Source organism: Brevundimonas sp. Leaf168 (assembly GCF_001423685.1).
GTDB classification, from domain to species: domain Bacteria; phylum Pseudomonadota; class Alphaproteobacteria; order Caulobacterales; family Caulobacteraceae; genus Brevundimonas; species Brevundimonas vesicularis_C.
Genome location: NZ_LMOY01000007.1, coordinates 337451 through 350653, shown reverse-complemented (window position 1 = coordinate 350653; position 13203 = coordinate 337451). Strand labels below are relative to the sequence as shown.

At 68.7% G+C, this 13203-nt stretch carries 15 protein-coding genes; 10 read left to right on the top strand and 5 right to left on the bottom strand.

Annotated features, from left to right (window positions below; genetic code table 11):
* Positions 1–2 precede the first annotated feature (2 nt).
* The 7 genes from ASF81_RS06625 (at position 3) to ASF81_RS06595 (ending at position 7884) form a co-directional block, all read left to right on the top strand.
* On the top strand, positions 3–263 hold the full coding sequence (locus ASF81_RS06625; RefSeq protein WP_055806543.1) for a DUF3253 domain-containing protein: 261 nt from the start codon (positions 3–5) through the stop codon (positions 261–263).
* The gene (gene chrA, locus ASF81_RS06620; RefSeq protein ID WP_200932899.1) at positions 260–1465 is read left to right on the top strand and encodes a chromate efflux transporter; all 1206 of its coding nucleotides are present in this window, start codon (positions 260–262) and stop codon (positions 1463–1465) included. The genes ASF81_RS06625 and chrA overlap by 4 nt, the downstream gene beginning before the upstream one ends.
* Positions 1462–2139: an aspartate/glutamate racemase family protein gene (locus ASF81_RS06615; protein WP_055806538.1), complete on the top strand. Its 678-nt coding sequence runs from the start codon at positions 1462–1464 to the stop codon at positions 2137–2139. The genes chrA and ASF81_RS06615 overlap by 4 nt, the downstream gene beginning before the upstream one ends.
* A gap of 49 nt (positions 2140–2188) precedes the next feature.
* Positions 2189–3142: a nucleoside hydrolase gene (locus tag ASF81_RS06610; protein ID WP_055806535.1), complete on the top strand. Its 954-nt coding sequence runs from the start codon at positions 2189–2191 to the stop codon at positions 3140–3142.
* Positions 3139–3984 (top strand): ribokinase, encoded by an 846-nt coding sequence (locus ASF81_RS06605; RefSeq protein ID WP_055806532.1) that lies wholly within the window; start codon positions 3139–3141, stop codon positions 3982–3984. Before ASF81_RS06610 ends, ASF81_RS06605 begins: the two co-directional genes overlap by 4 nt.
* Before the next feature lie 56 nt (positions 3985–4040).
* Positions 4041–5300, top strand: coding sequence for a hypothetical protein (locus tag ASF81_RS06600; RefSeq protein WP_055806528.1), 1260 nt, complete (start codon positions 4041–4043; stop codon positions 5298–5300).
* 100 nt (positions 5301–5400) lie between these two features.
* On the top strand, positions 5401–7884 hold the full coding sequence (locus tag ASF81_RS06595) for a S9 family peptidase (RefSeq protein ID WP_200932898.1): 2484 nt from the start codon (positions 5401–5403) through the stop codon (positions 7882–7884).
* Positions 7885–7888: 4 nt separating this feature from the next.
* On the opposite strand, the gene ASF81_RS06590 is transcribed toward ASF81_RS06595, so the two are convergent.
* Positions 7889–8494, bottom strand: coding sequence for a hypothetical protein (locus ASF81_RS06590; protein WP_055806526.1), 606 nt, complete (start codon positions 8492–8494; stop codon positions 7889–7891).
* A 79-nt stretch (positions 8495–8573) separates the two neighbouring features.
* Positions 8574–9704: a zinc-dependent alcohol dehydrogenase family protein gene (locus tag ASF81_RS06585; protein WP_055806523.1), complete on the bottom strand. Its 1131-nt coding sequence runs from the start codon at positions 9702–9704 to the stop codon at positions 8574–8576.
* A 159-nt stretch (positions 9705–9863) separates the two neighbouring features.
* Between ASF81_RS06585 and ASF81_RS06580 the strand changes: the two genes are divergently transcribed.
* Complete coding sequence (locus ASF81_RS06580) at positions 9864–10298, top strand: thioesterase family protein (protein WP_055806518.1); 435 nt, start codon at positions 9864–9866, stop codon at positions 10296–10298.
* Positions 10299–10344: 46 nt separating this feature from the next.
* Positions 10345–10878 carry a MarR family winged helix-turn-helix transcriptional regulator gene (locus tag ASF81_RS06575; protein WP_055806515.1) on the top strand — a complete coding sequence of 178 codons (534 nt, stop codon included), beginning with the start codon at positions 10345–10347 and terminating at the stop codon, positions 10876–10878.
* Between the two features lie 22 nt (positions 10879–10900).
* Here ASF81_RS06575 and ASF81_RS06570 read toward each other — a convergent pair whose 3' ends face one another.
* Positions 10901–11809, bottom strand: coding sequence for a retropepsin-like aspartic protease (locus ASF81_RS06570; protein WP_162237578.1), 909 nt, complete (start codon positions 11807–11809; stop codon positions 10901–10903).
* Positions 11810–11866: 57 nt separating this feature from the next.
* Here ASF81_RS06570 and ASF81_RS06565 point away from each other — a divergent pair, with 57 nt between their 5' ends.
* Positions 11867–12385 carry a PadR family transcriptional regulator gene (locus ASF81_RS06565; protein WP_055806509.1) on the top strand — a complete coding sequence of 173 codons (519 nt, stop codon included), beginning with the start codon at positions 11867–11869 and terminating at the stop codon, positions 12383–12385.
* Between the two features lie 15 nt (positions 12386–12400).
* Here ASF81_RS06565 and arsC read toward each other — a convergent pair whose 3' ends face one another.
* On the bottom strand, positions 12401–12805 hold the full coding sequence (gene arsC / locus ASF81_RS06560; RefSeq protein WP_055806504.1) for an arsenate reductase (glutaredoxin): 405 nt from the start codon (positions 12803–12805) through the stop codon (positions 12401–12403).
* A gap of 5 nt (positions 12806–12810) precedes the next feature.
* The gene (locus ASF81_RS06555) at positions 12811–13146 is read right to left on the bottom strand and encodes a helix-turn-helix transcriptional regulator (RefSeq protein ID WP_055806501.1); all 336 of its coding nucleotides are present in this window, start codon (positions 13144–13146) and stop codon (positions 12811–12813) included.
* Between the last annotated feature and the right edge of the window lie 57 nt (positions 13147–13203).

Below are 13203 nucleotides of genomic sequence, written 5' to 3'. Positions count from 1 at the left end.
TCATGGACCCCCGCGAGGCGGCGCTGGCGCTTCTGGCCGCCCGGTCCGAGGACGCCACCGTCTGCCCCAGCGAGGTCGCGCGGGTGGTCGCGGGCGAGGGCGGCGCGTGGCGCGAGGCGATGCCACAGGTTCACGCCGCGGTGGACGCCCTTGTGAACGAGGGCGCGGTGCGATTGAGCTGGAAGGGACGGCCGCTGGCGATGCGTGCGGGGCCCTATCGGATCGCGAGGGCTCGAGGCGGTGAAGACGGGGGCGGCGGGTGACGGGGCGCGAGATCGAACCTGTCCCGCCGGCGCTGTCTTTGGCGGCGGTGTTTTTGCGGTTCTTGCGGTTCGGGCTGCTGGCGTTTGGCGGGCCGGTAGCGCAGATCGCGATGATCCGGCGCGAGCTGGTCGATCAGGACCGTTGGATGTCCAGCGCGCGGTTCAACCGGCTGCTGGCGGTGCTGCAGGTCCTGCCGGGGCCGGAGGCGCACGAGCTGTGCGTGCATATGGGCATGCGGGCGCGGGGGCGGATCGGCGGTCTGCTGGCGGGCCTGGGCTTCATGCTGCCGGGGCTGATCCTGATGCTGGGGATCGGCTGGGCCTATGTGGCGCTGTCGCCGGTCGTGGACCTGCTGGCCGGGGCGTTCGTGGGGGTTCAGGCGGCTGTGGTCGCCGTGATCGCGCGCGCCGTCTGCAAGATCGGATCGCATATCTTGGAGGATCGCTGGCTGTGGGCCGTCGCCGTCGTCGGCTTTGTGGCGACCCTGGCGGGTGCGGCGTTCTGGATCGTGCTGGCGGCGGGCGGGGCGGCCTATGTGCTGGTTCGGGCCGGGCGGGTCGGCCTGGCCGTCGGGGTCGTGGTGCTGGCGGTCGTCACAGCCTTGGCGATGCACGGGCTGGGGGATGGCGGGCCGGTGTTTGGACAAACGGCTGGGCCGGCGGGCGACGTCGGCTGGGTCGCGATGTTCTGGACGGGGCTGAAGGCGGGGCTGCTGACGTTCGGCGGCGCCTATACTGCCATTCCCTATGTGCGCGCCGATACGGTGGGGCGCGGGCTGATCGACGATGGGGCGTTTCTGGACGGGATCGCCTTTGCGGGGGTGATCCCGGCGCCGCTGGTGATCTTTTGCACCTTCGTCGGCTTCGTGGTCGCGGGCTGGGGCGGGGCGCTGGCGATGACGGCCGGGGTGTTCGCGCCCGCCTTCGCCTTTTCGATGATCTTCTATGAGCGGCTAGATGCGGTGGTCGAGGACCGGCGGCTGCACGATGTTCTGGGCGGGGTCGCCGCCGCTGTCGTGGGGATCATCGCCGCGACCAGCGTGGAGCTGGGCTGGGCGACCTTGCAGCGGGCGCCGTCGATGGCGGCGGCTGCAGCGATCTTTGCGGGCGCCCTGGCGGTGGCGTGGGCCTGGAAGAGCCGCTACGCCGTGCCGGCAGTTCTGGCCGCCGCCGCGGTCGTGGGATGGGGCGTGATGCGATGAGCAAGGTTCTGGGCGTGATCGGCGGCATGGGACCGGCGGCGACGGTGGCGTTCTTGGCACGGGTGCAGGCGCTGACGCCGGCGGAAGGCGACGCTGATCACATCCGGGTGGTGATGGACCTGAACCCCCAGGTGCCCGATCGCAACACCCGGCCGGGCGAGGCCGAGGTGGTGCTGGGACAGATGGCCGAGGGGCTGGCGGCGGCCGGGGCCGAGGTGATCGCCATGCCCTGCAACACCGCCCATGCCCAGGCGGGCGGCATCCGCGCGGCGTGCGAGGCGAAGGGTCTGCGCTTCATCGACATGATCGCGGCGACGGCGGATGCGGCGGCGGCTTCTGGAGTGAAGCGGATCGGGGTGCTGGCGACGCCGGGGGGCGAGCGGCTTTACACGCAGGCGCTGGCGGCGCGCGGGGTGGAGCCGATGCTGCTGGAGGGGGCGGACCGCGAGGCCTTCATGGGCCTGGTCTATGGGGTCAAGCGCGGCGATGTCGGCGAGGGGGCGCGGGCAGGGATGTCGCGGCTGGCTCAAGGCCTGGCGGATGCGGGCGCGCATGGGCTGATCGCCGGCTGCACCGAGGTGCCGCTGCTGCTGAGGGCCGAGGATGCGCCGGTCCCCCTGACGGATTCGGCCGAGGTGCTGGCCCAGGCCTCCGTGGAGGCCTGTCAGGTGTGAGGCGCGGTTGCGGCTTGCTCCGCGCGGCCGGCCTGCCTAGTCATGGGCGGTGTCTATTCAGTCCCTGATCATCGATTGCGACCCCGGCGTGGACGACGCCGTGGCGCTGTTTCTGGCCTTCGCCGCGCCCGAGCTGGAGCTGCTGGCCGTCACCACGGTCGGTGGCAATGTCCCCGGCGCCAAAACCCAGCGCAATGCGCGCATCATCCGCCAGATCGCCGGGCGCGAGGACGTGCCGGTGTTCGGCGGGGCCGAGCGGCCGCTGAAACGTCCGCCGGCGGGCGCGGGCGAGTTTCACGGCGTCGAGGGTCTGGGCGATCTGGAGCCGTTCGAACCGACGGGGATCGTCGGCGACGGACCGGCCGCCAACGCCATCGTCGATCTGGTGATGAGCCGGCCGGAAGGCTCGGTCGCCATCGCCGTCCTGGGGCCGATGACCAATCTGGCGCTGGCGATGCGGCGTGATCGGCGGCTGGCCGAGCGACTGGGGCCGGTGGTCGTTATGGGCGGGGCGCGGTCGGAAGGCGGCAATGCCACCGCATCGGCCGAGTTCAACATCTGGGCCGATCCGGATGCGGCGGCGGTGGTGTTCGGATCGGGGTGTCAGGTGGTCGCCTTCGGCCTGGACGCGACCCATCAGGTGCGCGCGACCGAGGCCCGGATCGTGGCGATAGAGTCCATCGACAGCGAGGCCGCGCGGGCGGCGGCGTCAACGCTGCGGTTCTCGCAGCGGGTGGAGCGCGAGATCGTGGGCTGGGATGCAGCCCCCTTGCATGACCCGTGTCCCATCGCTTGGCTGATCAAGCCCGACCTGTTCGAGACGAAGCCCTGCCGGATCGAGGTGGAGACGGGTTCGGACCTGACGCGCGGCCATACGGCGGTGGAGTTCCGGATCGATCCGGCGACGGCGCGGCATCGCTGGGCGGTCGCGGCGGACGCGCAAGGGGTGTTCGACCTGATCGTCGCCAAGCTGCAGGCTCAGGCGCTGGAGGCCGCCGCATGAGGATCACTGTCGTCGGCTCGATCAACCTGGATCTGGTGGCCACGGCGCCCCAGCTGCCGGCGCCGGGCGAGACGGTGACGGGGGCGACCCTGGCGCGGCATCCCGGCGGCAAGGGCGCCAATCAGGCGCTGGCGGCCGAGAAACTGGGAGCCGAGGCCAGCCTGATCGGGCGGGTCGGCAATGACGCCATGGCCGGCGAGGCCCTGGCCCTGATGGAGGATCTGGGCGTCGATCTGGCGGGAGTGGAGGTGGATGTGGCGGCCCCGACGGGCGTCGCCCTGATCGCCGTCGATCCAACCGGCGAGAACCAGATCGTGGTCGCGGCCGGCGCCAACCACATGGTCACCCCTGAACAGCTGCCGCAGCGGATCGAGGGCGCGCTGATCGTGCAACTGGAGCTGCCGATCGAGACGGTGGAGGCGGCGGTGGGCCGGGCGACGGGCTTCGTCTGCGCCAATCTGGCGCCCGCCGCGCCGGTGTCGGAACTGCTGCTGCGCCGCGCCGACCTGATCGTCGTCAACGAGACCGAGGCGGCCTTCTATGGCGACGGCCTGCACCGGGGCGGGGGGCGGGTCGTCGTCACCAAGGGCGCGCGGGGCGCGGCCATGTATCAGCGCGGCGTCGAAATGGCCTGGGCGACCCCGCCGGCCGTCGAGGCGGTCGATGCGACGGGCGCGGGCGACGCCTTCGTCGCCGCCATCACGGTGGCTTTGCTGGAAGGCATGGACCCGGCCGAGGCCCTTCGCTTCGCCTGCGCCGCCGGAGCCTTCGCCGCGACCCGCCCGGGCGCGCAGCCCTCAGCGCCGGAGCGCGATCAGGTGGAGCAGTTGCTGAAGGGGTGAACGCGCCACACTTTCGCCCGACGCAACTCATGATTTGTGTCGTGACGGAGGGATGAATGCTGACACGACGAGGATTAGGGCTGGCGGCCGTTGCGACGGGCGCGCTGGCTGTGCGACCTGCTTGGTCGCAGACGCCATTGAGCGCCGAGCAGCAATTCATGGTCGAAGGGCGGTATCTGCCGCAGTATCTCGAGCTGAAGGCGCAGGCGGCTGCAGGCCGTCCGGCCGCCGGAGGCTTTCTGGCGCAGTATGCCGCCTTCCTTGGCGACGAGGCAACGGCGATCGGCGGCGATGAAAAGGATCGGCCGGCCGACGCCGACTTGCCAGACCTGTCGGACGCCGAGAGCCGCGATGCCCTGTCCGCCATCGTTGAAGCCGCGACAGATAGGCAAATCGTCATACTCAACGAGGCCCACAACATATCGGGCCATCGCGGTTTCGCGACGCGCGTCATGCGGGCTTTGAGGCCGCTGGGTTTCGACACCTTCGCCGCCGAGACCTTCCTTCAACCACAGCGAGAGGCGGCCCCTAGCATACGCAGATACAGGCGGGGAGATCCGTTGCATTCCGGTTTCGGATACTACATCGCCGATCCGGTTTATGCGGAGGCCGTAAGGGAGGCGGCGGAGCTCGGTTACACCTTCGCGGATTACGAATGGCGGTGGGACCAAAGGCCGCCAGCGACGGCGTCAGGTGACGAGCAGATAGCCGCGCGAGAAGCGGCGCAGGCCGACAATCTGGTCGAGGCGGTGCTGAAGGGCCGACCGGATGCGCGAATCTTCGTCTTATGCGGCTACAGTCATGCCATGGAGCTTGAAGGGCGCGGCGGCCTGTGGTTCGCCGCCCGGCTAAAGGCGCTGACCGACATCGATCCCCTGACCATCGAGCAGTCCTGGAACTGGCCTGCAACGCGGCCGCAAGCGGACGCGCCTCATGTCGCCGCTGTCTTGAAGCGCTTCCAGCCGACCGCGCCTATCGTTGTGTCGCGCAACGGGATCGCCTTCGCCAACAGCGATTTCGAAGGTCGAGTGGACCTGAGCGTCTTTCATCCGAGACTGGATCGCGTGGCTGGACGGCCGGGCTGGCTGGCGGCTGACCCCCTGCGAAAGGCGGTCGAAGTCTCGATCCCGGCTTTTGAAGGCCCGGCCCTTTTGCAAGCGCTGCATATGCAGGAAGGCATGGTCATCCCGGCCGACCACTTTCTGTTGGAGGCGGGCCAGGCGCGGGGGACCGTGATGCTCAGGCCCGGCGCCTATGTTCTGCGGTTGGAGACGACGCGCGGGATCGAACCGGCGTTCGGGGAAATCGTCGTCTGATCCCGCCAGCGACCTAATGACTGCCTGACCCAAAACGGGTTGGCGCCGGTGTGCGGGCAGGGTTAGGTCTGGGGTTCGGGATTTGTGGGGACTTCAGACGATGATGATGCGTGGACGTGGGGTTGGGCTGGTTCTGGCGGCGGTGCTGCTGAGCGGCGTGGCGGGTGGGGCGTTGGCCCAAAATGCGGGGGCCCAGAACGCGGCGCTTTCTGCGGGACCGATGGTCTATCAGCAGCCGCCGGCGCCGATCGCGGACATCCTGGACGCCAAGCCGACGCCGTCCTCGATGCTGAGCCCGGATCGGCGGACGCTGGTGTTGATGGACCGGTCCAATCTGCCCAGCATCAAGGCCCTGGCCGAGCCGATGCTGCGGTTGGCGGGGACGCGGATCAATCCGAGGAACAATGGCGCGGCCGAAAGCCGGGTGGCGTGGCTGACGGGTCTGAGCCTGCAGACGGTGGATGGCGGGCAACCTCGCGTCGTGGCCCTGCCCGACGGCGCGCGGTTCACGGCGCCGCGTTTCTCGCCGGACGCCAAGTCGCTGGCCTTCGTGCTGGACCGGCCGACGGGGCTGGAGCTGTGGGTGGTGGACGTGGCCTCGGCGCGGGCGCGCAAGCTGACCGATCCGGTGGTCAATATGACGGGCGGGACGGGTTATGAGTGGCTGCCCGACAGTTCGGGCCTGCTGGTCGAGGCGGTGCCGGCGGGACGCGGTCCGGCGCCGGACGTGACGGCGGCGCCCACGGGGCCGAACATCGAGGAGACGGCCGGGCGGGTCGCGCCGGTACGGACCTATCAGGACCTGTTGTCGAACCCCGGCGACGAGGCCCTGTTCGACCATTATTTCACCAGCCAGCTGACGCTGGTTCCGCTGAACGGCCGTGCCCGGACGATCGGGGCGCCGGCGGTCTATCTGGATGCGTCGGTGTCGCCGGACGGAAAATACATCCTGCATGAGATCGCCAAGCGGCCCTACTCCTATGCGGTGCCGGACGACCTGTTCCCGACCGAGATCGTGGTGACGGATCTGAACGGTCGCGTGGTGCGCACGGTCGCCGACCTGCCGCTGAGGGACGATGTGCCGACCGCCTTCGACGCCGTGGCGCCGGGGCCGCGCTCGGTCGAGTGGCGGGCGGATGCGCCGGCGACCCTGACCTGGGTCGAGGCGCTGGACGGCGGGGACATCCGCAAGGCGGCCGAGTTCCGGGACCGGGTCTTCATGCAGGCCGCGCCGTTCACGAGCGAGCCCGTCAAGTTGATCGACCTGAAGGAACGGTATGGCGGCGTCGTCTGGGGCCGGAACGACCTGGCCATCGTCAACAGCCGCTGGTTCAACACCCGGCATGAGACGCGCTTCGTGGTGGATCCGTCCAACCCCGGCGAGGGCCGGGTGTTGCTGGAGCGGAACTATCAGGCGCGCTACGACAATCCGGGCCAGCCGGTGACCCAGCCGAATGCGCAGGGCCGTTCGGTGATCCGCTTCGATCCGCAGGGGCGCATCCTGATGTCAGGCGCCGGGGCGACTCCGCAGGGCGAGTTCCCCTTCCTGGCCGCGATGGACCCGGCGACGGGACGCAGCGAACGGCTGTGGACCTCGGCCAATACGGACTACGAGGCGGTGGTCGGCTTCCTGGATGCGGACGGCAAGCGGGTGGTGACGCAGCGCGAGACGCGGCTGGATCCGCCCAATCTGCAGATCCGCGATCTGACGACGGGCCAGACGACGCGGCTGACCAACTTCCCCGATCCGGCGCCGCAGCTGGCCGAGGCGACGCGGCAACTGGTGACTTATGAGCGGGCCGACGGGGTCAAGCTGTCGGGGACGTTGTATCTGCCGGCTGGTTACGACAAGGACCGCGACGGGCCGCTGCCGATGCTGATGTGGGCCTATCCGGCCGAGTTCACCGATGCGGCGGTGGCGGGCCAGACGGTGGACGTACAGAACAGGTTCGTACGGCCCGGCGGGTCCAGCCATCTGTTCCTGCTGACCCAGGGCTATGCGATCTTCGACAACCCCTCCATGCCCATCATCGGCAAGGACGGGGCCGAGCCGAACGACACCTATGTCGAGCAGTTGGTCGCCGACGCGAAGGCCGCGGTCGATGCGGTGGTCAGCATGGGCGTGGCGGACCGCGACCGGATCGCCGTCGGGGGGCACAGCTACGGCGCCTTCATGACGGCGAACCTCTTGGCGCACAGCGATCTGTTCCGGACCGGGATCGCGCGGTCGGGGGCCTATAACCGCACCCTGACGCCGTTCGGCTTCCAGGCTGAGCAGAGGAACTATTGGGAGGCGACCGAGGTCTATACCGAGATGTCGCCCTTCACCTATGCGAACAAGCTGAACGAGCCGATCCTGCTGATCCACGGCGAGGCGGACGACAATTCGGGCACCTTCCCGGTCCAGTCCGAGCGCTTCTATGCGGCGCTGAAGGGGCTGGGCGCGACGGCGCGTTATGTCACCCTGCCATTGGAGGCGCACGGATACCGCGCGCGGGAATCGGTGGGCCACACCCTGTGGGAGATGACCCGCTGGCTGGACCAGTATGTGAAGAACGCCCCGCCGAAGCCGGCGGCGAACTGAGCGATCAGGGCTTGGACGCCGCGGCCTCCGCCGCGGCGTTGACGGCCGCGAGACGCGCGTCCTGCTCCGACTGGGGCGGGACGCCGAAGACGGCGCGCAGGCTGTCGGGGATCAGGGCGCGGTCGTAGGGTTCGAGGGTGGCGGGGGCGTCGCGGGTCTTGCGGGTCTGGGTGCCGTAGATCTGCGGCTTTTCGGTCATCTGCAGATAGCGATCCAGCGTCGCGGCGGCGATCCAGGCGCCTTCGGGCGAGCCTTTGGCCACGGCGGCGACGGCCAGGCTATGGGCCAGCAGATAATCCTCGGGCGTGGAGCCGTGCTGGAAGACGAAGGCGGCGGCGCGGTAGTCCTCGCCGGTGCTAAGCGCGCCGGCGTCCAGCAGGGCGCGGGTCTGGACCCGGCGCGCGGCGTCGGCGGCGAGCATTTCTGTGACGCGGGCGCGGTCTTTGAAAAAGTCCGGCGTCAGGTTCTGCCTTGCGGCCTGGTCGGCGGCGAAGATGGCCGCCATTTCCGCGTTGTTTTGAGGCGAGGTCTCCTGCGCCAGGGCCGGAACGGCGAAGGCGAGGACGACGGCCGACATCGCGGCGGCGCAGGACAGGCGAGACGGGCGCATGGGAGATCTCCGCTGAAGCTTGAGTGGACATTGGTCTGCGGATTTGCGGCCGAAACCGGGCGGCGGGATTACAGTGTCGTCAGGGTCTGACGATCAGTCGCACGACCTCGCCGGCGTGGAGGCGGTCGAAGCCGGTGTTGATGTCATCCAGGGGAATGACGCCGCTCATCAGGCGATCCACCGGCAGGCGGCCCTGGCGATACAGGGCGACGTAGCGGGGGATGTCGCGGCTGGGGACGCAGGTTCCGATGTAAGAACCCTTCAGCGTGCGCTCTTCGCCGACCAGGGAGACGACGTTGACGGCCAGCGCCGCATCGGGCGGCGGCAGGCCGGCGGTGACGGTGGTTCCGCCGCGTTTGGTCATCTTCCACGCCGCCTCCAGCGCCCGGACCGAGCCGGCCATTTCGAAGGCGAAGTCGGCGCCGCCGTTCGTCAGGGCGCGGACCTGATCGACCGCATCGGGGTCGGCGGCGTTGACGGTTTCGACCGCGCCGAGGGTGCGGGCGAGGGCCAGCTTGTCCTCGGACAGATCGACGGCGACGACGGGGCTGGCGCCCGAGGCCAGGGCGCCCAGCACGCTGGCCAGACCCACGCCGCCCAGGCCGATGACGACGACGCTCTGGCCCGCCTTGACGCCGGCTGTGTTCACCACGGCCCCGACGCCGGTCAGGACGGCGCAGCCGAACAGGGCCGCCTCTTCGAACGACAGGTCGGGATCGATCTTGACCAGGGAGCGGCGTGAGACGACGGCCCGCTCGGCGAAGGCGGAGCAGCCGAGGTGGTGGTTGACCGGCTCGCCCTCGCGGAAGATGCGGCGGGCACCGGACAACAGCTCGCCCCGGCCGTTGGCGGCGGCGCCCGGCTCGCACAGGGCGGGACGGCCGCCGGCGCACGGGTTGCAGTGGCCGCACGACGGCATGAAGACCATGACGACGTGATCGCCGATGGCGAGATCGGTGACGCCATCCCCCAGCGCCTCGACCAAGCCCGCCGCCTCGTGCCCCAGGGCCATGGGCAGGGGGCGGGGGCGGTCGCCGTTGATGACCGACAGGTCCGAGTGGCACAGGCCGGCGGCCTTGATCGCGACCAGCACCTCGCCGGGGCCGGGCGGGTCCAGCGTGACGGTCTGGACCGACAGGGGGCGGCTATCGGCATAGGGGCGGGCGGCGCCCATGTCAGACAGGACGGCGGCGCGAGTCATGAGGATCATGTGGTCAAGCTCATTCTTGCGCTAACGCCGCCGACGCGGTCGGCCGCTTCTTGAGCGCGTTCGTGATCAGACTGTTACCGATAGTCGCTTGACCTAACGTCGTCCAAGCTAGAGCGTCGGGATCGAGAGCGACGGTTCGCGTCGCCGAGGGAGACGACGATGCCGAAACGAGACGAGGGCGCGCTGGCGCAACGGGCGACCTACAAGGCCTTTCACATGGTCTCCACCCGCTGGGCCGACAACGATCAATACGGCCATATCAACAACGCCAAATTCTATGAGTTCGTCGACTCGGCGGTGAACGCCCATCTGCTGATCGCCAATGCGCTGGACGAGTCCATCGGCCTGGTGGTGGATTCGGGCTGTCGCTACACCTCGTCGCTGAAGTTCCCCGATGTGATCGAGGTCGGGATCAAGGTCGATGCGATCGGCACCTCCAGCGTCACCTACGGCTTTGCGGTCTTCAAGCGCAGCGTGGATGTTCCCGCCGCCATCGGCCATTTCGTCCACGTCTATGTCGATGCCGAAACCCGCCGGCCCAAGCCGCTGCCGGCGCGGCTGAGAAGCGTGGTGGAGAACCTGCGCGCGGGGTAGGCTGTCGCCCTTCGCCTGAAATCCAGCGCCTGTTTGCGTGATGCCAATGCCTTCCGACCCCGCCGATCTCGATGACGCCTTCTATCTGAGCCTTACGGAGGCGGATGCATCGACGACCGGGGACGATCCGCGCGGAAGCCTGGAACTGGTCGTGTCCATGCGCATCGCCTTCGTGGCCCGGGCGTGGATCACGCGGGCCAATGCGCTGTTTCGCGGCCGAGGCTATACGGCGGCGCAGCGCGCGCACCTGTATGTTCTGGCGTCCAAGCCCAAGGGGCTGACGCAGGCGGAGTTGGCGGCGATCCTTCGGATATCGGAGGCCTCGCTGTCACGCCGCATCAAGCTGTCGATCGAAGAGGGGCTGGTGTCGCGCCATCCGTTTTGCGGCGACGGACGGGCCAATCTGATCCGGCTCGAACCCAAGGGGCTGGAGGCGCTGAACGCCTCCGATCGCGTCGCGCGCGAAGACCGCACCCGACTGCTGGCGGGCGTGACGGACGAGGAACTGGCCATCACCGCCAAGGTCCTGAAGCTGTTGACGGACCGTATCCCGCAGACGCCAGAACGGTCCGACGCCTGACGACATCGGACCGCCCTGAACGTCAGTCGCCCGCCAGGACCCAGGTGCGTTCGTTGGTGGGGTCGAAGACGAACCTGAACTTGCGCATCATGGGCAGGCCGACATTGGGGGTTCCGCCCTCGATGAAGCGAAGCTTGGGGCTGTCGACCACGACGCCGCCGACCTTGACCGGACCATCGGCCTGGGCCTCGTACACCGGCTGGGTTCCGGCGGCCGAGGTCGCGATGCCGATCTTGCGCGGCTCGCCCTTCAGCTTGATCTGATTGACCAGAGACAGCGGCAACAGGAAGGCGCTGTCGTTGCCGGTGTCCAGTGTCGCCTCGACCGAGGCGCCCGGCAGGTCCAATGCTACGACCGGCAGTCGTTCGTCGTCGGAATAGGCGTGTCCTGGGCCTTCGGGGCGCTGGGGCGCATCGGGCGCCATGATGCGCAGCTCGCCTTTCGCCAGGTTCATCTCGACCAGTTTTCCGGGGAAACTGTTGGGACCGAAGATGCCGACTTCGTCCTCGTCCCTGAACTCGAAGACGGTGGCGGGGCCCTCGGTGATCGCATAGCCGCCCAGGGTCACGCCCTTCAGGCTGGTCGTATAGCCGGGCACCATCAGACCCGTGCTGCCGTCTCTGGACTGGGACGGTCCCACATTCGGCATGCCGATGTCGTCGGCGTAGGACTTGTAGATCAGATTGCCGTTGGTGCCGGTGTCGAAGACGACGGGCGCAGGATGGCCGCCGTTGATCCGCATCATCAGAAGCGCCCGGCCGTCCGAGACATAGAGCGGGATGCGGGCCACAGCGGCCGCCGGCGCCGACGCGGTCGCCTGAGGGGTCGCTTGAGCGACGGGTGCGGCTTGCGCCGCAGCGAGGCCAGCCGATAGGCTGACCCCGGCCAGGCAGGACGCCGCCATGGCGCGTTTGAACAGGGACCGGATCATGCATTCCTCCATGGACGTCGATAGTCCGATTAGGACTATTGAGTCGGATCGGGTCAAATGAACAATCGGCAAGGAAGCCTGACGGAGCTGGAAGGCGCCATCCTTTCGGAAATCCATCATCGCGGCGCCTCGACCGCCTTCAAGGTCCGCAAGGCGTTCCAAGAGTCGATGTCTCTGGAATGGAGGGGCAGCGCGGGCGCCGTCTATCCGGCCATTCAACGATTGACGGATCGTGGCGTGATCGACGCGGCCGAGACGGGCTCGGGCCGGGGCACGGTTCTTCTGTCCCTGACGCCGCAGGGAGTCGCGGTGATGGAAGACTGGATCTGCGACGCCGAGCGCGCCGCCAGCGTCGGTCTGGACCCCTTCCGCCTGCGCTCAGGCATGTGGGAGCGCCTGCCGCCTGTCCGAAAGGCTGAGGCAATGGCGGCCCTGAGGCGCACGGTGGAGGCGGAAATCGCCGCCCTGCGTCAGTATGTGGTGTCTCTCGACGCGATCGAGCGTCCTCGCATCGAACTGGCGATCAGCCTGCAGCTCAGCCGTCTGGACTGGCTGGACGGGCAACGCGCGTCATAGACCTCGCGCCCGCCCCTAGGCGTCGAGAATGACTTGGCCGTCTTCCTTGACGAAGGGCTTGGCGAGATGGTCCGGCAGCAGGTCCAGAACCGTCTCGGACGGGCGGCACAGCTTCACCCCCAGGGGCGAGACGACGATGGGGCGGTTCATCAGGATCGGGTGCGCCGCGATGGCGTCCAGCAGCTGGTCGTCAGACAGGCTTGTGTCGTCCAGACCGAGGTGGGCGTAGGGTGTGCCCTTTTCGCGCAGAATATCGCGCACCGATCCACCCATCCGCTCGACCAGTTGGGCTACCAACGCGCGGCTGGGCGGGGTCTTCAGATACTCGATCACATGCGGTTCGATCCCGACGTGGCGGATCAGGGCCAGGGTGTTGCGCGACGTGCCGCAGGCGGGGTTGTGATAGATGACGACGTCCATTGGCCTCAGTCGCAGCAGGGGGCCAGTTCGGCCAGCAAGGGTTGGCAAAGCTCGGCGCGGCCCTGGCAGCAGTCCTTGAGCAGGAACAGCACGACCTCGCCCAGTCGATCCAGATCGGCCCGGTAGATGATCGACCGACTGCGCCTCTGGGACGCGATCAGTCCGGCCCGCGACAGCACGCCCAGATGCGCCGACATCGTATTGGTCGGAACGGCGAGCCGGTCGGCGATCCCTCCGGCTGGCAGGCCGTCCGGCGCATGGCGGACCAGCAGCCGAAAGGCGTCCAGTCGCGTGGATTGCGCCAGGGCGGCGAGCGCGAGAATGGCGGGTTCGGATTCCATTATTCCAAGATACTGGAAATATGGTTTCGTGCAATCTAGAGGGGGCTCTGCGGTCGT